This window comes from Streptomyces sp. HUAS MS02, assembly GCF_055702265.1.
Genome location: NZ_CM146747.1, coordinates 2,825,631 through 2,847,259 on the forward strand (window position 1 = coordinate 2,825,631; position 21,629 = coordinate 2,847,259).

At 72.4% G+C, this 21,629-nt stretch carries 16 protein-coding genes; 9 read left to right on the forward strand and 7 right to left on the reverse strand.

The annotated features are described in order from the left end of the window. The first annotated feature begins 4 nt into the window (after nt 1-4). The 3 genes from gcvH to ACZ9QC_RS11910 all read left to right on the forward strand — a co-directional run bounded on the left by gcvH (nt 5) and on the right by ACZ9QC_RS11910 (nt 3,144). The gene (gene gcvH / locus ACZ9QC_RS11900; protein WP_045562486.1) at nt 5-382 is read left to right on the forward strand and encodes a glycine cleavage system protein GcvH; all 378 of its coding nucleotides are present in this window, start codon (nt 5-7) and stop codon (nt 380-382) included. 18 nt (nt 383-400) lie between these two features. Then, nucleotides 401-1,666 carry a serine hydroxymethyltransferase gene (glyA, locus tag ACZ9QC_RS11905; RefSeq protein ID WP_472920125.1) on the forward strand — a complete coding sequence of 422 codons (1,266 nt, stop codon included), beginning with the start codon at nt 401-403 and terminating at the stop codon, nt 1,664-1,666. A gap of 110 nt (nt 1,667-1,776) precedes the next feature. Beyond that, nucleotides 1,777-3,144, forward strand: a complete 1,368-nt coding sequence (locus ACZ9QC_RS11910) for an L-serine ammonia-lyase (RefSeq protein ID WP_472920126.1) — start codon at nt 1,777-1,779, stop codon at nt 3,142-3,144. Nucleotides 3,145-3,695: 551 nt separating this feature from the next. Here the strand turns inward: ACZ9QC_RS11910 and ACZ9QC_RS11915 are convergent. Further along, complete coding sequence (locus tag ACZ9QC_RS11915; RefSeq protein ID WP_472921665.1) at nt 3,696-5,147, reverse strand: AAA family ATPase; 1,452 nt, start codon at nt 5,145-5,147, stop codon at nt 3,696-3,698. 330 nt (nt 5,148-5,477) lie between these two features. On the opposite strand from ACZ9QC_RS11915, the gene ACZ9QC_RS11920 reads away from it, so the two are divergent. Together ACZ9QC_RS11920 and ACZ9QC_RS11925 are read left to right on the forward strand one after the other, a co-directional pair. Then, a complete protein-coding gene (locus ACZ9QC_RS11920) occupies nt 5,478-5,642 on the forward strand; it encodes a hypothetical protein (RefSeq protein ID WP_472920127.1) in 165 nt (54 codons plus the stop codon). Continuing rightward, nucleotides 5,639-6,010, forward strand: a complete 372-nt coding sequence (locus tag ACZ9QC_RS11925; RefSeq protein ID WP_472920128.1) for a PIN domain-containing protein — start codon at nt 5,639-5,641, stop codon at nt 6,008-6,010. Before ACZ9QC_RS11920 ends, ACZ9QC_RS11925 begins: the two co-directional genes overlap by 4 nt. A 56-nt stretch (nt 6,011-6,066) precedes the next feature. Here the strand turns inward: ACZ9QC_RS11925 and ACZ9QC_RS11930 are convergent, their stop codons facing one another. From ACZ9QC_RS11930 to ACZ9QC_RS11940, 3 genes are all read right to left on the reverse strand, one after another. Further along, a complete protein-coding gene (locus tag ACZ9QC_RS11930; protein ID WP_472920129.1) occupies nt 6,067-6,315 on the reverse strand; it encodes a hypothetical protein in 249 nt (82 codons plus the stop codon). Between the two features lie 107 nt (nt 6,316-6,422). Next, nucleotides 6,423-6,860: a DoxX family protein gene (locus tag ACZ9QC_RS11935; RefSeq protein WP_472920130.1), complete on the reverse strand. Its 438-nt coding sequence runs from the start codon at nt 6,858-6,860 to the stop codon at nt 6,423-6,425. Nucleotides 6,861-6,940: 80 nt separating this feature from the next. Continuing rightward, a complete protein-coding gene (locus ACZ9QC_RS11940; protein WP_472920131.1) occupies nt 6,941-10,543 on the reverse strand; it encodes an AAA family ATPase in 3,603 nt (1,200 codons plus the stop codon). A gap of 272 nt (nt 10,544-10,815) precedes the next feature. On the opposite strand from ACZ9QC_RS11940, the gene ACZ9QC_RS11945 reads away from it, so the two are divergent. From ACZ9QC_RS11945 to ACZ9QC_RS11955, 3 genes are all read left to right on the forward strand, one after another. Next, the gene (locus ACZ9QC_RS11945) at nt 10,816-11,517 is read left to right on the forward strand and encodes a helix-turn-helix transcriptional regulator (RefSeq protein ID WP_472920132.1); all 702 of its coding nucleotides are present in this window, start codon (nt 10,816-10,818) and stop codon (nt 11,515-11,517) included. Nucleotides 11,518-11,704: 187 nt separating this feature from the next. Further along, nucleotides 11,705-12,361 (forward strand): Pvc16 family protein, encoded by a 657-nt coding sequence (locus ACZ9QC_RS11950; protein WP_472920133.1) that lies wholly within the window; start codon nt 11,705-11,707, stop codon nt 12,359-12,361. Continuing rightward, nucleotides 12,358-14,430, forward strand: coding sequence for an ATP-binding protein (locus ACZ9QC_RS11955; RefSeq protein ID WP_472920134.1), 2,073 nt, complete (start codon nt 12,358-12,360; stop codon nt 14,428-14,430). The genes ACZ9QC_RS11950 and ACZ9QC_RS11955 overlap by 4 nt, the downstream gene beginning before the upstream one ends. Nucleotides 14,431-14,547: 117 nt before the next feature. On the opposite strand, the gene ACZ9QC_RS11960 is transcribed toward ACZ9QC_RS11955, so the two are convergent. From ACZ9QC_RS11960 to ACZ9QC_RS11970, 3 genes are all read right to left on the reverse strand, one after another. After that, the gene (locus tag ACZ9QC_RS11960) at nt 14,548-15,948 is read right to left on the reverse strand and encodes a ricin-type beta-trefoil lectin domain protein (protein ID WP_472920135.1); all 1,401 of its coding nucleotides are present in this window, start codon (nt 15,946-15,948) and stop codon (nt 14,548-14,550) included. Between the two features lie 95 nt (nt 15,949-16,043). Beyond that, nucleotides 16,044-17,495, reverse strand: a complete 1,452-nt coding sequence (locus ACZ9QC_RS11965; protein ID WP_472920136.1) for a hydrolase — start codon at nt 17,493-17,495, stop codon at nt 16,044-16,046. Between the two features lie 162 nt (nt 17,496-17,657). Then, entirely contained in the window at nt 17,658-19,730 is a 2,073-nt protein-coding gene (locus ACZ9QC_RS11970) for an eCIS core domain-containing protein (RefSeq protein WP_472920137.1), read from the reverse strand. A 260-nt stretch (nt 19,731-19,990) separates the two neighbouring features. Between ACZ9QC_RS11970 and ACZ9QC_RS11975 the strand changes: the two genes are divergently transcribed. Continuing rightward, the gene (locus ACZ9QC_RS11975; protein ID WP_472920138.1) at nt 19,991-21,568 is read left to right on the forward strand and encodes a phage tail sheath subtilisin-like domain-containing protein; all 1,578 of its coding nucleotides are present in this window, start codon (nt 19,991-19,993) and stop codon (nt 21,566-21,568) included. The last annotated feature ends 61 nt before the right edge of the window (nt 21,569-21,629 follow it).

The following is a 21,629-nucleotide window of genomic DNA, read 5'->3' on the forward strand; positions in this document are numbered from 1 at the left end:
GGCCATGAGCAACCCCCAGCAGCTGCGCTACAGCAAGGAGCACGAGTGGCTGTCGGTCGCCGAGGACGGCGTCTCGACGGTCGGCATCACGGAGTTCGCGGCGAACGCGCTCGGCGATGTCGTCTACGCCCAGCTCCCCGAGGTGGGCTCCACGGTGACCGCGGGCGAGACCTGTGGCGAACTGGAGTCCACGAAGTCGGTCAGCGACCTGTACTCGCCGGTCTCGGGTGAGATCACCGAGATCAACGAGGACGTCGTGAGCGACCCGTCGCTGGTCAACACCGCCCCCTTCGAGGGCGGGTGGCTGTTCAAGGTACGCGTCGCGGAGGAGCCGGACGATCTGCTCTCCGCCGACGAGTACGTAGCCCACACCGCCGGCTGAGAAGACGAGGTCGTACGCATGTCGCTTCTGAACACGCCCCTGCACGAGTTGGATCCGGACGTCGCCGCCGCCCTCGACGCCGAGCTGCACCGTCAGCAGTCCACCCTGGAGATGATCGCCTCGGAGAACTTCGCTCCGGTGGCGGTCATGGAGGCGCAGGGGTCGGTCCTGACCAACAAGTACGCCGAGGGCTACCCGGGCCGCCGTTACTACGGCGGCTGTGAGCACGTCGACGTCGCCGAGCAGATCGCCATCGACCGGGTGAAGGAGCTGTTCGGCGCCGAGTACGCCAACGTGCAGCCGCACTCGGGCGCCTCCGCCAACCAGGCCGCGCTGTTCGCCCTCGCCCAGCCCGGCGACACCATCCTCGGGCTGGACCTGGCGCACGGCGGCCACCTCACCCACGGCATGCGGCTGAACTTCTCGGGCAAGCAGTTCGAGGTCGTCGCCTACCACGTGGACACCGCGACCGGCCTGGTCGACATGGCGGAGCTGGAGCGCCTGGCCAAGGAGCACCGGCCCAAGGTGATCATCGCGGGCTGGTCGGCGTACCCGCGTCAGCTGGACTTCGCGGAGTTCCGCCGGATCGCCGACGAGGTCGGCGCCCGACTGTGGGTGGACATGGCGCACTTCGCCGGTCTGGTCGCCGCCGGGCTGCACCCCAACCCGGTGCCCTACGCCGACGTGGTCACCTCCACGACCCACAAGACGCTCGGCGGGCCGCGCGGCGGCATCATCCTGGCGAAGAAGGAGTTCGCGAAGAAGCTGAACTCCTCGGTCTTCCCCGGCTTCCAGGGCGGTCCGCTGGAGCACGTCATCGCGGCGAAGGCGGTGTCCTTCAAGGTCGCCGCATCGGAGGAGTTCAAGGAACGCCAGCGGCGCACGGTCGAGGGCGCGCGGATCCTCGCGGAGCGGCTGACGGCCCCGGACGCCCGCGAGGCCGGTGTCGACGTCCTCTCCGGCGGCACCGACGTGCACCTGATCCTGGTCGACCTGCGCAACTCCGAGCTGGACGGACAGCAGGCCGAGGACCGCCTCCACGAGGTCGGCATCACCGTCAACCGCAACGCGGTCCCCAACGACCCGCGTCCGCCGATGGTCACCTCCGGCCTGCGCATCGGCACCCCCGCCCTGGCCACCCGGGGCTTCACCGCCGAGGACTTCACCGAGGTCGCCGACGTCATCGCCGAGGCACTCAAGCCGGCCTACGACGCCGAAGCACTCAAGACCCGGGTCAAGGCACTCGCCGACAAGCACCCGCTCTACCCCGGGCTGGGGAAGTAACCCGGGCTTCACCGGCCCGTAGTCCCGCTTTTCGGGGGCACCGCGCACACTGGGAAGTGAGCGCGGTGCCCCACCCCCTGCACCACCCTCCCCCGTTCTGAGGAGTCACCGTGGCCATCTCGGTCTTCGACCTGTTCTCGATCGGCATCGGCCCGTCCAGCTCCCACACGGTCGGCCCGATGCGGGCCGCCCGGATGTTCGCCCGCCGGCTGCGCAACGAGGAACTGCTCGCGGGCGTCGCCTCCGTACGCGTCGAGCTGTACGGCTCGCTGGGCGCGACCGGTCACGGCCACGGCACCCCCAAGGCCGTGCTGCTGGGTCTGGAGGGTGCCTCACCGCGCACGGTGGACGTCGAGTCGGCCGACGACCGGGTGGAGGCGATCAAGGCATCGGGGCACATCCGTCTTCTCGGCGACCACGAGATCCCGTTCGCCTTCGACGAGGACCTCGTCCTGCACCGGCGCGAGACGCTGCCCTACCACGCCAACGGCATGACGATCTGGGCCCACGACGCCGACGGCGCCGAACTCCTGTGCAAGACCTACTACTCGGTGGGCGGCGGTTTCGTCGTCGACGAGGAGGCGGTCGGGGCCGACCGCATCAAACTCGACGACACGGTCCTGAAGTACCCCTTCCGCACCGGCGACGAACTGCTCCGGCTCACCCGGGAGACCGGCCTGTCCATCTCCGCGCTGATGCTGGAGAACGAACGGGCCTGGCGCACGGAGGCGGAGATCCGCTCCGGGCTCCTGGACATCTGGGGGGTGATGCAGGCCTGTGTCTCCCGGGGCATGACCCGTGAGGGGATCCTTCCGGGCGGTCTGAAGGTCCGCCGCCGCGCGGCCGTCTCCGCCCGCCAACTGCGCGCCGAGGGCGACCCGTTGGCCCACGCCATGGAGTGGATCACCCTCTACGCGATGGCCGTGAACGAGGAGAACGCCGCCGGCGGCCGGGTCGTCACCGCGCCGACGAACGGCGCGGCCGGTATCATCCCCGCCGTCCTCCACTACTACATCAACTTCGTGCCCGGCGCGGACGAGGACGGCGTCGTACGCTTCCTGCTCGCGGCCGGCGCCATCGGCATGCTCTTCAAGGAGAACGCCTCCATCTCCGGCGCCGAGGTCGGCTGCCAGGGCGAGGTCGGCTCCGCCTGCTCCATGGCGGCGGGCGCGCTGGCGGAGGTGCTGGGCGGCTCCCCCGAACAGGTCGAGAACGCCGCCGAGATCGGCATGGAGCACAACCTCGGCCTCACCTGCGACCCCGTCGGCGGCCTCGTCCAGATCCCCTGCATCGAACGCAACGGCATGGCGGCGGTGAAGGCCGTCACCGCCGCGCGTATGGCGATGCGCGGCGACGGTACCCACAAGGTCTCCCTCGACAAGGTCATCAAGACGATGAAGGACACGGGCGCCGACATGAGCGTCAAGTACAAGGAGACAGCGCGCGGGGGCTTGGCGGTCAACATCATCGAGTGTTGAGGAAAGAGGCCCTGACCAGCGCGTTCGCATCTTTCAGCGCTGTCGGGGCCTTCCCTGCTTACGCGGCGGAAAGTCCCTGGAAAGTCCCTCGGACAGGCGTGAAAGTCCCTGAAAAGTCCCTGGGGAAATCCCAGGGTATTGGCTTCTGACCTGCGGGTTCGTGACACATGGGCAACAAGGGGAACTCCGCCCCACCATCGGGATGTACCAAATCGATCCCCTGGCCTCGCCAGAGGGGCACCATTCGATACATGCGTGCTGCGAAGATCTCGCGCCTGGAGCAGCGACTGGCCAGCCCGTCCCCTACCTTCACGACAGCACAGCCACGTCAGGCCCTGCTCCCGGCCCGCGATCTAGCTGCGCCACAGTCTCGTCGACGCCTCAGCCAGTAGCCGCAGTTCACCGTCCGGAGGGAGTACCACCGGCAGTTGCGGCCCGGCCCGGAACCCGTCGCCCAACACGCGACCGTTCAACCACCGAATAGCCCGGACTCCTCATGCGGGTCCGCCGGCCGGTGCGGTCGGCCGGTCCCCCGCGCTGCAGATCGGGAGTCACTCTCCGTGGTAGAGGCGGGGCAGGTCGATCAGTTGAAGCGTGGGGTCGCTCTTTGCCAGGTGATTCAGCTCATCGGTGAAGCCGGTGCCGCTGAAGCAGTAGAGCCTCGTTGCCTCGGTAGCCGTGCCGTTCTTGATCAGGAGGGAACGGATGTGCCGGAGGCGTTCCAGGTGGCCGGCTCCCATCACCTCACTCCACTTCGCTTCGCCGATGGCGAGCAGCATCTGTCGACCCTCTTGGCTCTCGCCGTGGACTGCGACGTCGACGTCGTGACTGGTCCTGGCAGCCGGGTCGTTGACAGTTCCGCCGGCGACGCGTGTGACGTGTCCTCCCTGAGTCTCGGGTGCCGCATGCCAGCGGGCCCATTCCCGGCAGACCTGCTCGAAGTGCGGACCGACGACTTTGCTGCGGAAGGTGGCCCGGGTCCGGCGCCATACGTCGGACGCCCGCCCGGGGCGTTCCAGATCGCCCCAGGCCGGGCGCATGACCGCGTGGTAGAAGGTGACGAGCGGTTCGGCGATGCGGTAGGCGGAGCGATTGCGGCGAAAGGCATCGGCTTCGTGGGTGATCATGCCGACGTCCTGAAGAACGCTCAGCGGGTGGGCGAGGTCGGTGGACTTGCGCCCCAGGTAGTCGGCGATGCCGCCACGAGCGGCGTTACCGGCGGCGATGGCTGCCAGTACCGAGTGGTACAACGCGGTGTCGTGAAGTTCGGGCTCCTCGGCGAGAAGGTAGCGGGCTTCTCGGAAGAGCGGACGCGCCGGGTTGAGGACGGCTCGGACGACCCAGTCGTCGAAGTCGTCCGGCCCGGCCGGGGTGTCGCCCTGGGTGAACTCACGGCGGTAGGCGGGCGTGCCGCCGACGACGGCATTGGTCAGCAGCGCGGTGCGCGGGTCGTCGATCTGCCAGAACTCGGCCGCGAGCCGGAAGTCCAGGGTCGGGACCACGAGTTCGAGGCCGGCTCGGCCACGCAGCGGAGCATTGCCGGACAGCAACCGGCCCATGAACGACAGTGCGGAGCCGCACAGCAGCAGGCGCACGGGAGTGTTGGTGTGCTGGGCAGCAGGGTCCAGAGCACGCTGAATGATCGAAGGCAGGGAGGGAGACGCCTTGGCGAGGAAGGGGAACTCGTCGATGACCGCCACGGTGGGGCCGCCCGCGTCGGCGATGCGCATGAGTTCCGCGACCGCCTCGTCCCAGTGCGCGAAACGGAACGGAGTGGACTGCCCGCGGTAACGGGCCAGTGCCTCACCGAACTGACGCAGGGCGTCGGCCTCGGTGGTCTCGGTGGCGGTGAACATGAAGCCGCCACTGGCACGAGCGACGGCGTCGAGCAGGAAGGTCTTGCCCTGTCGGCGGCGACCGGAGACCACGCCCAGCGTGGCCCGCGGGCCCGGCAGGGTGGCGAACCGAGTCAGCTCGACCCATTCGAAGGCACGGTCGAACATCTCGGCGGGCTTGTCCACAGCACCAGCTCCTATGTATGGGTGCAGTTATTATAGCTAGACCTATACGTCACCTCGATCCGCCGAACGCCTCCGGATCTCGCGAGACGAACACTCGTGCCACCGCTTCCAGGCGATGTGCGCATTGAGGTCCGGCTCGTTTCAACGACGCCAGCGGACGGAGGCGACGCACAGGCTTGACCTGCGGTTCACCATGGAGCCGCCTTCGGGATTCGAACCCGAGACCTACGCATTACGAGTGCAGGGCCCACCGAAGCCCTCGGATGCCGCCCGAGCATCAACGGACCCGGCCCCGCAAGCGCCTCACGGAGCATGGTCGCGGCGACTCCCACCGCGGACGAACGGGCCGAGCGGACGGCACGGGCGATGGCGTACGTCCGCGCGAACCTGCGGCCGGATCTGACCGATGAGGACGTGCGGGAGGCTCAGGCCTGGCGCGCGGAGATCGCGGCGGGCCGCCTGGGGGAACGTCGGTGATCGTTCTGGACCACACGGCGGTGATCGCCCTGTGCAGGGGCCACCGTCTGCTCTCCGGCCTGGCCGTGGCCGAAGTCGAGGATCCGCTGCAACGCGCGCACGTCCCCGCGTTGTGTCTGTTCGCGGCAGGCACGGAGCTTCCTGGCGCGGTGGCGCACGTGGGGGCGCTTCCCGGCCTGGAGTTCCTACCTCTCGACTTCGCGGGTGCCGCCGCCGTGGAACAGGCGACCGCCGCGGGCATCGACTGGCGGCACGCGCACGCGGTCTACGCGTCGGCGGCCGGCCAGGGCGAAGGTCAGGTACTGACCGCGACCCCGGAGGCGTACGACGGCACGGGTGTCTGGGCGGTGGACATCGGCAAGCCGTGAGCACGGTCGCCACGGCCACCCGATTCGATGCCGCCGCCTGTCTCCGGGTCCAACCTCTACCGCTCCTCCATGTCCGGGAGCGCGGGGCGGCAGGGGTGGGGCGTGGGCTCCGGGGCGGGGTGGTAGGGGCGCAGGACGGGGTCGAGCAGGAGGGTGAGCGGGGCCTCGGTGGGGGTCTCGGCGGCGGTCGCGGCGAGGAAGTCGGTCTCGACGGGGGCGAGTTCCCCTATCAGGGTGTCGAGCGGGTGGGCCGCGACGAAACGGGCGCAGCTGTTGCCCACGAGCATGAACGAACGAGCGCCCATCGGGTGCCTCCTCGGGGCGACGGCTGCGGCGGTGCACCGCACCCTAGCCGCGGCCGTCCGCGCCGATTCGTTCCTGCCGCGCCCGCGTGGTGAAGCTCAGTAGCGGGTCACGTGGTTCCACGTACGGCGCTGGTGCGGGCCTCGCGGCCGGTGAGGCCCGAGAGGGACAGGGCGCCCGGGCCGGCGAAGACCAGGAGGAGGAAGCCCCAGCAGAAGAGGACGGGGGCGAGGCCGCCGTTCTGGAGGGGGAAGAGGCCGTCCTTCTGGTGTTCCGTGAAGTAGGCGAAGGCCATGATGCCCGAGCTGAGGAACGCGGCGCCGCGCGTCGCCACGCCGAGGAGGATCAGGACGCCGCAGGTCAGCTCGATGACTCCGGCGTACCAGAAGGGCCAGTCGCCGACCGGACTCGCCTTGCGGTCCAGGATGCCGAAGACCGTGGCCGCGCCCTCGCTGGTGAACAGCAGGCCCAGGACGATGCGGAACAGGCCAAGGACGAGGGGCTGACGTTCCGTCAGCCAGTCGTTCAGGCGGGGCGGGCTGCTCATGGGTACTCCTCGGGTGTGTCGGCTAAGCGTGGGTGTTTCCGATGCTTCCGGATTTCCTACGTATCCGCCCGACGTCCGGTTCACGGAATCGGGCGCGGACTTCCGGCCGACTTCGGCGCCGACTTCGATAGGGGTGCGTCGCGGGCTTCTGGCGGCGTGACGGGGCGGATGCGCCGAGGCGGATCAGGGGCCTCCCCGGTGCCGGCGAGGGCCGCGCCGAGTTCCGATCTGCGGCGGATGCCCAGCTTGCGGTAGGTGCTGGTCAGATGGGTCTCGACGGTGCGGCGGGCCAGGTGGAGGAGCTGCCCTATCTCGGTGTTCGTGCGGTTCTGGGCGGCGAGTTCGGCGATACGGCGCTCGCCGGCGGTCAGGGCGGAGGGGCCGGTGAGGGGGGTCGCCGTGCGGCGGGCACCGCCCTCGCGCAGCGCCGACTCGGCGATGGCGCGCATGCGGTGGGCGCCGAGGCGCTCGGCGCGTTCGGCCGCCTCCCGGAAGGCGTCCCGGGCCCGCGCCCGCTCCCCGACGGCGACGAGCCCCCGCCCCTGCGCCACGAGCGCCGGTATCAACTCCATGTCGACGGGCGCGAACGAGTCCGGCGCCGTCCCCCGCAGGCCTCCCACGGCCACCGATCCACCGCCGTCCGGCACGGCCCGGCCACGGGCCCACGGCGCCGAACCGTTTCCGTCCGGCGGCGCGGTCCGGCTCCCCGGCTGTGGGGAACCGTTTCCGTCCGGCGACACCGCCCCGCGACCGTACGCCACGCCGTGCCCGTCTCCGGCCGGCGGCAGCGTCTCGGCCGAGGTCGGAGTGGCGTGCCGTCCCGGGTGTGGGGCGGCGGGCGTAGTCGTTCGCGGATCGGGGGTGCGTGCCGCGTCCGCCCGCGCCACGGTCCACCGCCCGCCAGGTGCCTCGGGCGGCGCCCAGCCGGTGACCGACGAGAACGCGGACGTCCCGTCCGTCGGCCGGCCGCCCACTGCTCGCACCGGGCCCCCGCCCAGCGCCCAGCCGCGCATCGCCGTCACCGTCGCGGGCGGGCCGCCCGACACCGCGGCACTCCACAGGGAAGGGCCACCGCCTGCCGCTGTGGCGTTCCACGAGGCCGCGGCACCCCAGAGCGCCGGGCCGCCGCCCGACGCGTCGGCGCCCCACAGAGCCGGCCCGTGGTGGGCGGCGGCGGTCTCCGGCGGCGCGGCCGTGGCCCCGGGCTCCCCCGGGCCTTCCGTGCCGTGGCGGAGGAGGTGCACCGCCCGGTCGGCCAGGTGGAGGCCCCGGTGGCCCCGGGTGGCCGTGGCGAGGGTGGTGAGGGCGCGGCCGACCACTCGGGGCGTGTTCCAGACGGTGGCCAGCGAGAGTTCCTGTTCGGCCAGGACCAGGGCCTCGTGGGGGCGGCCGAGGGCGAGGTGGCACTCGGCGGCGGCGGTGCGCCAGGGGGTGACGACCGGGCTCGCCACGTCCCGTGCCGCCTGGCGGCGACCGCATTCCAGGAAGTCGTCCAGGGCGGCCGCCGGGTCGCCGGTGGCGGCGCGGAGGAGTCCTCGGGCGTAGAGGAAGCGGTTCAACTCCCAGGTGTCGTAGGCGTTCTGGAGGTCGAAGCCGTCGGCCAGGCGTGCGGCCTCGTCCGCGCGGCCGGTCTCCACGAGGGCGATGACCGCGTGGGCCAGCGCGTTGGCGGACTCGGAGCGGCCCGCGACCGCGCGCCTGACCTCGGGGTCGGCGAGGACCTCCGCGGGGGCGCCGCGCGCGGCGGTGATGTCGACGCGGACGTTGCGCAGGGCCAGGTGCATGGGGTGCAGCAGGGAGGTCCGCCGGCCGCCGAGGCCGCGCATGACCAGCCGTTCGGCCTCGTCGAGCTGGTCGGCCCACTGGGCGACCGCGGCGGCCGTGCCCAGCAGGAAGACCTCGTCCGCGGGGTCGACCGGCTGGGCGAGCAGGGCCCGGACACGGTCCATCGCGGCGGCCGCCGAGGTCAGGCCGGCGGTGGCCTCGTAGCGCACCAGGAGCGCCTGCCCCGGCGGGCCGACCAGGTGGGGGGCCGCCTCGGCGGTCTCGCGCAGCCGGCGGTAGACCTCCTGCCGTACGCCCTGGTCGTGGTCGGAGAGCAGCGCCGAGGCGGTCTGGACCGTGCGGATCAGGTCCGGATGGTCCGTCAGGTGCTCGTCGTGCAGCCCGCGCAGCACGTCGACGGCGGCGCGGGCCTCGCCGCGCCGGGCCAGGGCGGTGCCGAGCGCGACGGCCGCCTGGACGCGCTCGTGGGGCGGGCCCGGCTGGCGCATCGCCTCGACGAGCCGGGGGATGCCGGCGCCGGACCGTACGGTGGCGTACTCCAGGGAGCCCAGTTCGGTGAGGACCACGGTGCGGCGGGCGGGCGGCATCGGTTCGTCGAGGGCACGACGCAGAAGGGCGAGGGCGTCGTCGCTGCGGTCGTCGCGGACGGCGAGGTCGGCGGCGTCGAGCAGGGCGCCGGTCGCCCAGGCCTCGCCCACGGGGCCGCAGCGCAGCAGTTGGCCGGCGACGGCCGCGGCGCTGTCACCGCGGTGCAGCATCGCCTCGGCGGCCCGGCGGTGGGCGGCCTGCCGGTCGGCGCCGGCCCAGCCGCCGAGCACGGCGTCCCGCAGCAGCGGGTGGGCGTAGCGCGGCCGGCCCCCGGTGTCGGGGCTCAGCAGGCCGAGGCCGGTCATGGCGGTGAGCCAGCCGGGGACGCGGGCGGGGTCGACTCCGGCCGTGCGGGCGAGCAGGTCGGCGTCGATCGGCACGGGGGTGCCGTCGCCGACGGGCGAGGGGGCGTTCTCGTCACCCGGTGCGGAGGTGCGGGCGTCACCCGGTGCGCGGGCGTGCGTGTCGTCCAGCGCGGCGAGTGCGCGGGCGACCTCGACGGTCGCGGGCCCGGCGCTGTCCAGCCACCAGGACACCGCGGCGGCGTAGTTGCCCGGGTAGAGCGCCGCGCAAGTGTCCGGAAGGGCATCCTCGAAGGCCCCGGGGTCGGTGTCGCGGAGGTCGGACAGCAGGGCGTGCAGCAACAGCGGATTGCCCGCGCCCGCGCGTAAGCAGGCGTCGACCCGTTCCGGCGGGGCACCGGGGTGGACGGTGCGGACCAGTCGCGCGGCGGCGTCCGGGCTCAGCGGGGCAAGGGTGTGGGTGTGCACGAGGGCGGGCGAGAGGGCGTGCGCGAGACCGTCCGCCGGGGGGTCGATGTCGTACTGGCCGCGCTCGGTGACGACCAGGAGGACCGGCAGCCGGTCAATGCGGCGGACGGCCTCGACGAGCCAGCGGCGGGAGGCGGGGTCGGCGAAGTGGACGTCGTCCACGGCGACGAGGAGGGGGGACTCGGCCGCGTAGGACCGCAGCAGGCGCCACAGCCGGGCGGGTGTGCGCCGGTGCGGCGGGGTGCCCGGAGGGTCCGGTGCCTCGCCCGCGACCTGGTCGAACTCCGGCCCGTGGGAGAGGAGTTGGCAGACGGTGTCGAACGGTACGGAGGTGTGCTCGGGCGAGCAGCGGGCCCGCAGGACCCGCATGTTGTTCGCCGCCGCGTGCTCGGCCGCGGACTCCAGGAGCGCGGTGCGGCCGGTGCCGGTGGCACCCCGGAGCAGCACCAGGCGACCCGAGCCGTTTCGGGCACGGGTTGCCTCCGCGGTCAGCAGCTCCATGGCCTCGCGGCGTTCGAGAAGCGGTTCCGGCGGGCACATCTCTGTCTCCTTCGTGGAAGGTCGTTTTCCGCTTCCGTAGACGGGGCAGGGCCCGTCGAGGTGCACCGTTCGCGGACGGTCGGCGTGAAACCGCCGTGGCCGGTCCCGCGGTCCCTCCCGCGGCAGTCCCGTGGTTCCCCCCGCGGTGATCTCGTGGTGTATCTCGTGGTCCTCCACGATTGCGCAGCGCACACGACACACAGAAGTGTGAATCGAGCCCATCGGCCACTCCCCTCGCAGGAGCGGCGATTTCGTGCATACGGGAGAAACGGTTGCGCAGCACTTTCCGGACCACGGACCCGGCGACAGCCCCGGCCGCGGCCACCCTCACGTCGGCGTCCCAGGAGACCCGGCGCCGTATCCCGGTCGTGGTCCACACCCTCGACCCGCTCTCCCGTGCCGGCGTGCTCAGCCAGCTGCGGGGGCACCCGGTGATCGACCTCGTGGACGACACCGAGGTACGGCCGGGCACCGTGGCCGTGCTCGTCGGGGACACCCCGGACGAGCCGCTGCTCTCCGCGCTGCGCCGACTGGTGCGCAGCGAGGGGGCGCGGGCCGTGTTGGTGGTGAGCACGATCCGGGAGACGGAGCTGCTCGATGTCATCGAGTGCGGGGTCGGGGCCATCGTGTGGCGGCAGGAGGCGACCGCGCACCGGCTGGCGCAGGCGGTGCTCGCGGCCTCGCGCGGGGACGGCGATCTGCCCGCCGACCTGCTCGGCCGGCTGATCAACCAGGTGGGGACGTTGCAGCGGTCGGTGGCCGGGCGCACCGGGGCGCCGCTGTCGGGCCTGGTGCCGAGGGAGATCGACGTCCTGCGGCTGGTGGCCGAGGGGATGGACACCGGCGAGATCGCGAGCAAGCTCTCCTACTCCGAACGCACCGTCAAGAACGTGATGCACGGGCTCACCACCCGGCTGCACTTGCGCAACCGGGCGCACGCGGTGGCCTATGCCCTCCGTGAAGGCTACATCTGATCGAACGGGCAGCCGAACCCGGCCACTTGGGCACCGCACTCTGCCCGCCGGTCGTCCCCGGTACGTCTACGGAGATGACGCCCGCGCCGGGCAGGATCGACGGACAGACATCCGGCACGACGGCGGACAGAGATCCGGCACGACGGCGGACAGACATCCGACACAGCAGGAGCACAGGAGCACGACCGTGATCCACGAGGTGGACGAGGTCCTCAAGGGACTGATCGGCGGTGGCGCCCTGGCCGGCTCCGGCATCGACGTCTCCTTCGAGGCCCCGACCCGCGACTGGGCGGCCCGGCGCAACGCGCCCGCCGTCAACACCTATCTGTACGACATCCGTGAGGACGTCTCGCGCCGCCAGCGCGGTCACATGCCGGTCCGCGACGAGCGCGACATCGTCGTGCGCCGCCGTCAGCCGCCCCGCTGGTTCCGGCTGTCGTACCTGGTGACGGCCTGGACGAAGCAGCCCCAGGACGAGCACCGGCTGCTCTCCGCGGTGCTGGCCAACCTGCTGCCGCGCGAACTGCTGCCCCCGAGCGAACTCCCGGGCGCCCTCGGCGCGCTGGGCCTGACCCTGCCGCTGTCGGTGGCCGGGCTGCACACCGAGTCCCGCTCCCTGGCGGAGATCTGGTCCGCGCTGGGCGGCGAACTGAAGCCGTCCCTCGACCTCGTGGTCACGGTCCCCTTCCCGGCCTTCCCCGAGTACGACGCCGGTCCCCCGGTCACCGAGGGCGCGGCGATCCGGGTGCGCGGCATCGACGGCGGCCTGGAGGGCTCGGAGGAACGAGCGCACCGGCCGGGGCAGTTGGCGTCCGCGCCGATCACCGGGGAGCAGCGGCGGTGACCGTGCGCGTCGCCCGGGACACCGATGCTCTCCTGCTCCGGCTCGCCCGACTGCGCGAGCGCGTGGCCGAGTTGGTGGCCGAGCGCGGTGCCGGTGATCCGACGGCGAGCGATCCGCTGCGTGGGCTGTACCTGTCCGAGGAGGGCGTACGGCATCTGCTGGAGCCGTCCGCGCGGCCGGGCGCGTCCGTGTTCGCCGACGCCCGGCCGGGGCGGGAACCAGGGCTGGAGCCGGAACCGGAGCCTGGCGGGGAGGCTCCCGCCGACGGTCCGCTGGAACGGCTCGCGGGGCGGCTGGGGCTGACCGAGCTGGACACGCGGATCCTGCTCATCGCCCTGGCGCCCGATCTGGACCGCTCCTACGAGCAGTTGTACGGGTACCTGAACGACGACGTGAGCAGACGCCGGGCCACGGTCGGGCTCGCGCTCGATCTGTGCGGACTGCCCGTGCACCTCGCGCGGGCGCGGGCCCGGTTCGCTCCCTCGGCACCGCTGAGCGCGCTCGGGCTGCTGACCGTCGAGGACCCCGAACGCCCCTTCCTCGGGCGCGGGTTGCGGGTGCCGGACCGGCTGGTCGCGCATCTGCTCGGCGACGACACGCTGGACGCGTCGCTTGTCGGCCATGTCCGTCCGCTCGCGTCGCCGTCGCCGTCCGCGGTGGCCCCGGCCGCGTCCTCGTCCGCGGAGGACGGCGGGTTCACCGCCCGGCTGGCCGCCCGGCTCGCCGCCGCTCCGGTCACCGTGCACCTACGGGAGCACCGCGAGGGCGACGGTCTGCTGCGCGCCGGAGCCGCCCTGCACGCGGCCGGGGCGCGGGCGCTGCACTTCACGCCCCCGGCGGCCGAGGACGAGCTCTCCGCGCTCCTGCCCCGCCTGCTGCGCGAGGCCCGGCTGCGCGGGTGCGCGGTCGTGGTGTCGCCGTTGCCGGAGAAGCCGGGGCCGTTGTTCCGGGCGTTGACGGCGGCCGACGTGACCGTGCTGTTCGCGGCGCCGCAGCCGTACGACCCGCAGTGGTGCGACCGTGATCCGCTGGTCCTGGACGTGCCCCGGCCGCCCGCGGGCGCGGTGGACGCCTGGTCGGCGGCGCTCGGCGCCGGGGCGGACGGGCCGGGGTTCGACCTGGCGGCCACGGTCGCCCCGTACCGGCTCGGCGGTGACCGGATCGAGCGGGCGGCCCGCGCGGCCGTGGACCTCGCGGCGTTCGACGGCACCGAGGTGACCGCGGCCCATCTGCGGCTCGCGGCACGTCTGCAGTCCGCCTCCGGTCTGGAGCGGCACGCCCGCCGGATCCGGCCCGACGTCGGCTGGGACGACCTGGTGCTGCCCGACAAGCCCCTCGCCCAGCTGCGGGAACTCGCTCTGCGCGCCCGGCATCGCGACCGGGTGCTCGGCGACTGGCGGCTGAGCGCCGGGGGCGGCCGGGGCCGGGGGGTGCTCGGGCTGTTCGCGGGCGAGTCGGGCACCGGGAAGACGCTGTCGGCGGAGGTCGTGGCGGCCGAACTCGGCCTGGACCTCTATGTCGTGCAGCTCTCCTCGGTGGTCGACAAGTACGTCGGCGAGACCGAGAAGAACCTGGAGCGGATCTTCACCGAGGCCGACCGCACCGACGCCGTGCTGCTCTTCGACGAGGCGGACGCGGTTTTCGGCAAGCGCTCGGAGGTCAAGGACTCCCACGACAAGTACGCCAACATGGAGAGCGCCTATCTGCTCCAGCGGCTGGAGTCCTTCGACGGGATCGCCCTGCTGACCACGAATCTGCGGGCCAACATCGACGAGGCGTTCACCCGGCGGCTGGATCTGGTGGTCGACTTCCCGTTCCCGGACACCGCCCAGCGGCTGGCGCTGTGGCGGCACAGCCTGGCGGCCGTGCCCCGTGCCGACGACACGGATCCGGCGGCGGTCGCCCGCGACTTCGAGCTGGCCGGCGGTTCCATCCGCAGCGCGGTGGTCACCGCCGCCTATGCCGCCGCCGGACGCGGCGGCCTCGTCACCTCCGCCGACCTGCGGGAGGGCGCGGAGCGCGAGTACCGCAAGGCCGGACGGCTGGTGCCGGGCGAGGGCAACTGGTAGCGGGGCGGCGGCCGGTGGGGCGGGCCGAAGGCGGAGCGCCCCACCGGGACGGCAAGGGCCGCCCGGTGGCGGGGCAAGCGCCGCCCGCCGGTGGCGGCCCCGCCGCTCGGACCGTGACTACTTCACGCGCCACTTCTGGTTGGGCGTGCCCGAGCACGTCCACAGCTGGAGGTCGCCGCCGTTGCGGGTGGCGTTGTCCTTCACATCGACGCACTTGTCGGCCTGCGGGTTGACCAGGTCGCCGTGGACGCTGAGCACGAACTGCTGGGCGGGGTTGCCGCTGCACCGGGCCAGCTGGATGACCGCGCCGTCGTCACGGGAGCCCCAGGCGACGTCCATGCACAGGCCGAGGGAGCGGACGGTGCCGTCGCCCCGGAAGTCCCACTTCTGGTTGGCCGAGCCGGCGCAGTCCCAGATCTGGAGGGGGGTGCCGTCCTTGCCCTTGCCGTTCTGCGCGTCCGTGACGTCGATACAGCGGTCCGAGCCCTGGCCGATGATCGCGAAGCCCTTGACGGTGGACGGCTTCTTCGTCTCCTTCGTCTCAGGTTCCTTCTGCGACCCGGAACCGGAGCCACCGCCGGAACCGGAACCGGAGCCCCCGCCCGAACCGGAGTCGGGAGCCGGGTCCGCCTGCTCGGGCTCCTCCTCCTGCTCGGGAGCCTCGGGCGTCTCGGAGGGCAGCGGCGCCGCGGAGACGGTGGGCGCCGGGGCCATCGCGGACGGGCTGGCGCTCGGCAGGGTGGTCGTACCGGCCTGCTGGAGGTCGCTCGCGGCACTGACGACCTTGGGCTGGTAGGCGAACCACAGGGTCACGAAGGTGATCGCCAGCGCCACGGCCACCCCGAGGCAGGTGGCGAGCCAGCCCGGCAGGAACCCCCGCTGGACATAGGTGCCGTCGACGGACTGCGGTGCCACGCCCGCCCGTTGGACGGCGAGCGCGTACGGTCTCTCCTCCTTGGACCCGAACCAGATGATCTGCCGGGGCTTCAGCGTGGCCTTCACGAACGCGGCACGGCCGGGCTCGATCTGCACATTGCTCGGGTGGATGTCGTACGACAGCTGGTCACCGTTGTCGCTGCCGCTGACGGCGGCGGTGACCTTGGTGTTGCCGAGGTTGTCGATGGCGAGCTGCGGACGGCCCCGCAGGCGTCCCTTCACGGTGGGCGGGACGAGCTCCGCCCGCACCTCGGTGAACGGCGTGACCGTCAGGTTCCCCTCGGGGACCGTCGTCGCCTCCGGGTGCTGCGTGGGGGTGATCCGCACCGCGTACGGATTGGGCCCGGCCGTCGCGTCCGGGGTGCGCGGCGGCGCGAACGTCAGCTCGACCGTGCCCGTCGTCCCCGGGTAGAGCCGCAGGGTCTGCGGCTCCACGGTCGTCCACGGCGTCATGTCACCGACCGGCTCGAACCGGTACTCGTCGACCACGTCACCGGTGTTGCGCAGCCGCAGCCGTACGGTCGTACTGCTCCCCGGGTCCACAGTCGCGGAGGCGGGTTCGAGCGAAGTCCAAAGGCTCACAGAGGGACGCTACGCGGTTGGCCGCGTACGGTCAGGAGTCGCCGGGGCAGGCCGGGCTGCCCCGAAGGCCACCCGGCTCCGCCCCGACAGCCTTGTCACACGGTGAACTTGACGGCTTCCAGCCAGATGCCGTTGTCGAGGGTGCCGCCGAAGATGTAGTTCTCCCCCTCGCCGGGCTTGTCGCAGGCCAGGTTCTGCCAGCCCCGGTCCTTCTGGTGCACCGACTGGCAGACGCCCCGGCGGCCCTCGTCGACGTTGATGGTGAAGCCCAGCATGCTGGGGGCGTCCTGCTTGGAGTCGCCGATGTAGTTGTCCAGGCCGTCGGGCGCGCCCGACCAGGGTTCCACGTAATGGCCCTGACCGTTCGTCGAGCCGGGGTTGTGGACGAAGGCGGCGCTGGCGGTGCCGCCGACGCCGGACACCGCGATGTTGAGGGCCGTCAGCGGCCGGCTCTGGCCCACCGTGCCGGCCGTGTCGCCGTCGCACTCCGGGGCCGTCCAGCCCTTGCCCTTGACGAAGGCGCGGTAGCAGACGTGCCGGCCACCGGGGTCGGACGCGGCGAGCTGCCGTACGGCGGTCGCGGCCGTCGGCGCCTTCTTCGGCTTCTCCTCGGACCCGCCGCCCGATCCGCCGCCACCGTCGTCACCGCCTCCGCCGCCGCTGTCGTTCTTCGGCTCCTCCGTCTGCGGGGGCGCCGACGAGACCGGCGGAGGGGAGGGCGTCGGCTCTGCGGGGGCGGACAGGGACGGCGTGGGCGAGGGCGCCAGCGTGCTGACGCCGGCCTCCCGCAGCTCCGTGGTGGCGCTGACGACCCTGGGCTGGTAGGCCAGCCACAGCGTCAGGAACGTGATGGCGAGCGCCAGGAAGATGCCGAGACAGGTGGCGAGCCAGCCGGGCAGGAAACTCCGCTGCACATAGGTGCCCTCGACGTCGAGCGGGGTCACCCCCGACCGCTTCACCGCGAAGGTGTACGGCCGCTCCTCCTTCGACCCGAACCAGATGATCTGCCGGGGCTTCAGCGTGGCCTTCACGAACGCGGCACGGCCGGGCTCGATCTGCACGTTGCTCGGGTGGATGTCGTACGACAGCTGGTCGCCGTTGTCGCTGCCGCTGACCGACGCGGTGACCTTCGTGTTGCCCAGGTTGTCCACGGCGAGCTTCGGCCGCCCCCGGAACCGCCCCTTGACCGTCGGCGGCACGAGCTCCGCCCGCACCTCGGTGAACGGCGTGATCGTCAGGTTCCCCTCGGGGACCGTCGTCGCCTCCGGATGCTCGGTCGGCAGGATCCGCACCGCGTACGCGTTGGGGCCGGCCGTCGCGTCCGGGGTGCGCGGCGGCGCGAACGTCAGCTCCACCGATCCCGTCGTCCCCGGGTACAACCGGAGCGTCTGCGGCTCCACGGTCGTCCACGGCGCGATGTCACCGACCGGCTCGAAGCGGTACTCGTCGACCACGTCACCGGTGTTGCGCAGGCGCAGCCGTACGGTCGTACTGCTCCCCGGGTCGACAGTCGCGGAGGCGGGTTCGAGGGAAGTCCAAAGGCTCACCACCGGGACGCTACGGCAGTGCCCGGCGGCGGGTCAGAGACGCCGGGGCAGCCTTCCCTGCCTCAAGGGGCAGCCTCCGTACCGGTCACCCCGGCGGCGCGCGGCGGGCGGCGTGGGGCGGCGGGCGGCGTGGGGCGGATCCCCGTCTGCGTGGGGCGGCGGTCAGCCGTTGCCCTTGACCTTCGTGACCGTGGCGCTGGAGATGTCCACCGAGTTGGGCAGCATCGCCTGCGGGCGCAGCAGCTCCCGGAGCAGGAAGTCCATCAGCTCGGCTCCGCTCATGGCCTTGAGCCGCTGGGCCAGCGGCGGGTTGGCCTGCTCGAACCGGATGATCTCCACGAGCGCGCGCTCGACCAGCCCGGGGATGATGTCCGAGCCGGCGAGGATGTTCTTGTGCAGGAGTTCGGGCCGCTTGAGCTCCTTCTCCGGGCCGTAGACCATCTCGTCCCCCGGCACCGTGAGCGCGAGCTGCCGCGCGAACATGTGCGCCTGCTGCTCCTCCGGGTCCTGGATGTGCGAGAAGGCGGTGGCCATGCCCATCAGGGCGTCCCCGTCGACCTCTCCCCGCTTGAACTCGCGCACCGGCTTGTACGCGGCCTGCTTCTGCGCGAGTTCCCGCTGACCCGACTTCGCCTTGTGCTCCGGCAGGTCCGGCCGGTTCACGGGGGCGACGAGTTTGGGGTAGTCGCGCTGGATGAAGTCGCTCAGCATGATCCAGCCCTCGCTCACCAGCCGGTCGATGCCGAGCTCCAGCCGGATCTCGCCGAAGCGGGGGGCGCGGTCCGTCTTGCCCCTGGGCTCGATGTAGAAGAAGACGAAGCCGTCGTTGCCGAGGACCAGTTCGTCGACGTTCATGGTGTTGTTCTCGGCGTCGCCCAGCTCCGACTTGGGCTTCAGCTTCTTCTCCGAGGCGAGCATCGCATCGGCCCGCTCCTGCTGGGTGTAGTGGGCGAGCACGCTGTTGTTCAGCTCGTTCTCCAGCTTGGCCCTGACGTCCTTGACCCAGGCCCTGGCGCTCGCGCCGCCGATCTCCTTCGTGAGCTCGGCCCGGTTCAGCTCCGACATCTCCCGGACGTAACCGAAGCCGGACATGCCGAAGTTCACGGTGCTCTGCGCGAACTGCGGGTCCTTCCACATGGTGCCCCGGTCCGTCATGGCCTTGTACGGCGCGGCCGCCGTCTCGGGCATGCTCCCGTCGCGCTCGGCCTGCCCGCCCACGACGTTCATCTCGGCCCTGACGGCGGTGAGCACGTTCTCGAGGTAGCGCAGGTCACCGGGGAGCGCCCCCTCGCGCAGGGGCAGGGCGAGCATCTGGAGCTCCGCCAGCTGGTTCAGGCACTGCTGCGGGTCACGGACGGTGGACCGGTCGTACGCCAGGACGGCCTCCTTCACCGGGGCCACCGCCTCGGAGACCGGTTTCTCCTTGATCCAGCCCGCGAGGCGGCCGGTCAGCGACTTGGCCGGGGCGTTCGCCGCGCTCTCCAGCGTCTCGTGCCCCTTGCGCTGGACCGTGTGCCCGGCCGGGGCACCCGGCACCGCCGCCTTTCCGGGGCCGTCCGTCGCGCGTTGCGTCCCGGAGCCGTCCGTCGCGGGTTCCTTCCCAGGGCCGTCCGCCGCGCGCTCCCGCCCCGGGCCGTCCGCCGCGCGTTGTACGGGAGCGGGGCCGCCCATCACCCGCCGGGCGGTGGCCTCCGCCTGCTTCTCGGCCCAGTCGGAGGGGTCGGAGACGCGCAGGCCGGAACCGTCGTCGGTGCCGGGCACCGCGCCGCGCCGTTGCTGGCGGACGTGGTCCAGTTCATGGGCGAGGGTGTGCTTGTCCCGGCCGTCCCACACCACGTGGGAGCCGGAGGTGTACGCCGTCGCCCCTATCTCCGCCGCGGAGCGCTGGGCCACGGCGTCGGTGTGGACGCGGACGCCGCCGAAGTCCTCGCCGTCGAACCGGCCCTCCATCTCGGTGCGCAGCGCGGGATCCAGCGGCTGACCCGAGGTACGCAGAACCTGGTGCACGGCGGAGCGCTGCACCGGCGCGCCCTGTCCGCGGTCCGCGCCGTGCCCGCAGTCCGGGCCGTGCCGGTGGCGCTGCTCCTCGACGGCGCGGGCCACCGCCGCGTTGCCCGCGGCGCGTTGCAGGGCCAGGAGCGCGGCGGCCAGCCCCTGCGGCGTGCCACGTCCGGGCATGCGCGCGGCCCCCGTCCGGCCCCGCTCCCTCTCGGTCGCTCCGTTCTGCGTGCGCACCGGTTCTCCTCGGCTCGAAGACACCTGCTCGGACACCTGCTGGGACACGTGCTCGGATCGACCAGCCTCACCGGACCGGCCACGGCGGCGAAAGGTCCTCGGGGGCAGTCCCGGGGGCAGACAGGGCCGTCGTTGCCCCCGCACGTGCCCCTGCGGGCAACGACGGTGCCCCCGTCCCGGCCCTCCAGGACGTTTCGGGACACGCGCTTCGCGCGTGAGGGTGAGAGGCGACCTGTCTCGTACCCCAAGGAGAGCAGAGCATGCCGTCCTACCTGTCGCCGGGCGTCTACGTCGAGGAGGTGGCCAGCGGCTCGCGTCCCATCGAGGGTGTGGGCACCTCGGTGGCCGCCTTCGTCGGCCTGGCCCCGACCGGTCCGCTGAACGAGCCGACCCTGGTGACCAACTGGTCCCAGTTCGTCGCCGCCTTCGGCGAGTTCACCGACGGCTACTACCTCGCGCACTCCGTGTACGGGTTCTTCAACAACGGCGGCAGCGCCGCGTACGTCGTCCGCGTGGGCGGTACGGCCCAGGACGGCGCGTCCGCCGGCTCTCCGGCCGCCGTGACGGGGTCCGCCGCGCCGGCCGCGCTCCCGCCGGGCGAGCCGAAGCAGCTGGGCACGTTCAGTGTGACCGCCATCGCGGGCGGCTCGCTGAGCGTCGAGGTCGCCGACCCCGAGGGCGAGGGCCCGGCCGAGCGCTTCAAGCTGATCGTCAAGGACGGCGACAAGCCGGTCGAGACCTTCGACGTGACGGCCAAGAAGGGTGGCCGCAACTACGTCGTCACCCAGGTCAAGGAGCGCTCCAAGCTCATCACGGTCACGGAGACCGCGCCGGCCGCGCAGCTGGTGCGCCCCGACAACCAGACCGTGGCCCTGGCGGCGCCCGCCGCTCCGGCGGCCGTCGCGCCCGCCCCGGCCGACGACGCCCACCCGGGTCCGGCCGAGTACCTCGGCGACTCCGCCGACCGCACCGGCTTCGGCGGCCTGGAGGCCGTGGACGAGATCTCCATGGTCGCGGTGCCGGACCTGATGGCCGCCTACCAGCGCGGCGCGATCGACCTGGAGGCCGTCAAGGCGGTCCAGCTCGGTCTGATCGCGCACTGCGAGCTGATGGGTGACCGGGTCGCCGTCATCGACCCGCCGCCCGGCCTCAACGCCCGGCAGATCCGTGTCTGGCGGCAGGAGACCGCCGGCTACGACTCCAAGTACGCGGCGCTCTACTACCCCTGGATCAAGGTCTTCGACCCGGCCACCGGCCAGTCGAAGGTGATCCCGCCGAGCGGTCACGTCGCCGGTGTCTGGGCCCGCAACGACTTCGAGCGCGGGGTGCACAAGGCGCCCGCCAACGAGGTCGTACGCGGCGCGGTGGACCTCGAACTCCAGATCACCCGGGGCGAGCAGGACCTGCTCAACCCCATCGGCGTCAACTGCATCCGCGCCTTCCCGGGCCGCGGCATCCGCGTCTGGGGCGCCCGCACCATGTCCTCCGACCCGGCCTGGCGCTACCTGAACATCCGCCGGTACTTCAACTACCTGGAGGAGTCGATCCTGATCGGCACCCAGTGGGTGGTGTTCGAGCCGAACGACCACGCGCTGTGGGCCCGGATCCGGCGCAACGTCTCGGCGTTCCTCGTCAACGAGTGGCGTCAGGGCGCCCTGTTCGGCCAGCGGCCCGAGGACGCGTACTACGTCAAGTGCGACGAGGAGACCAACCCGCCGGAGTCGGTCGACCTCGGCCGGGTCATCTGCGAGATCGGTATCGCCCCGGTGAAGCCCGCTGAGTTCGTGATCTTCCGGCTGGCCCAGTTCTCCAGCGGCAGCGGCGAGTTGGAGGAGTAGGCCGCCGCCACCGGCCCGCGCCCTTTCCCGCTTCCCGCTGAAGCCCCATCCCCGCTGAAGC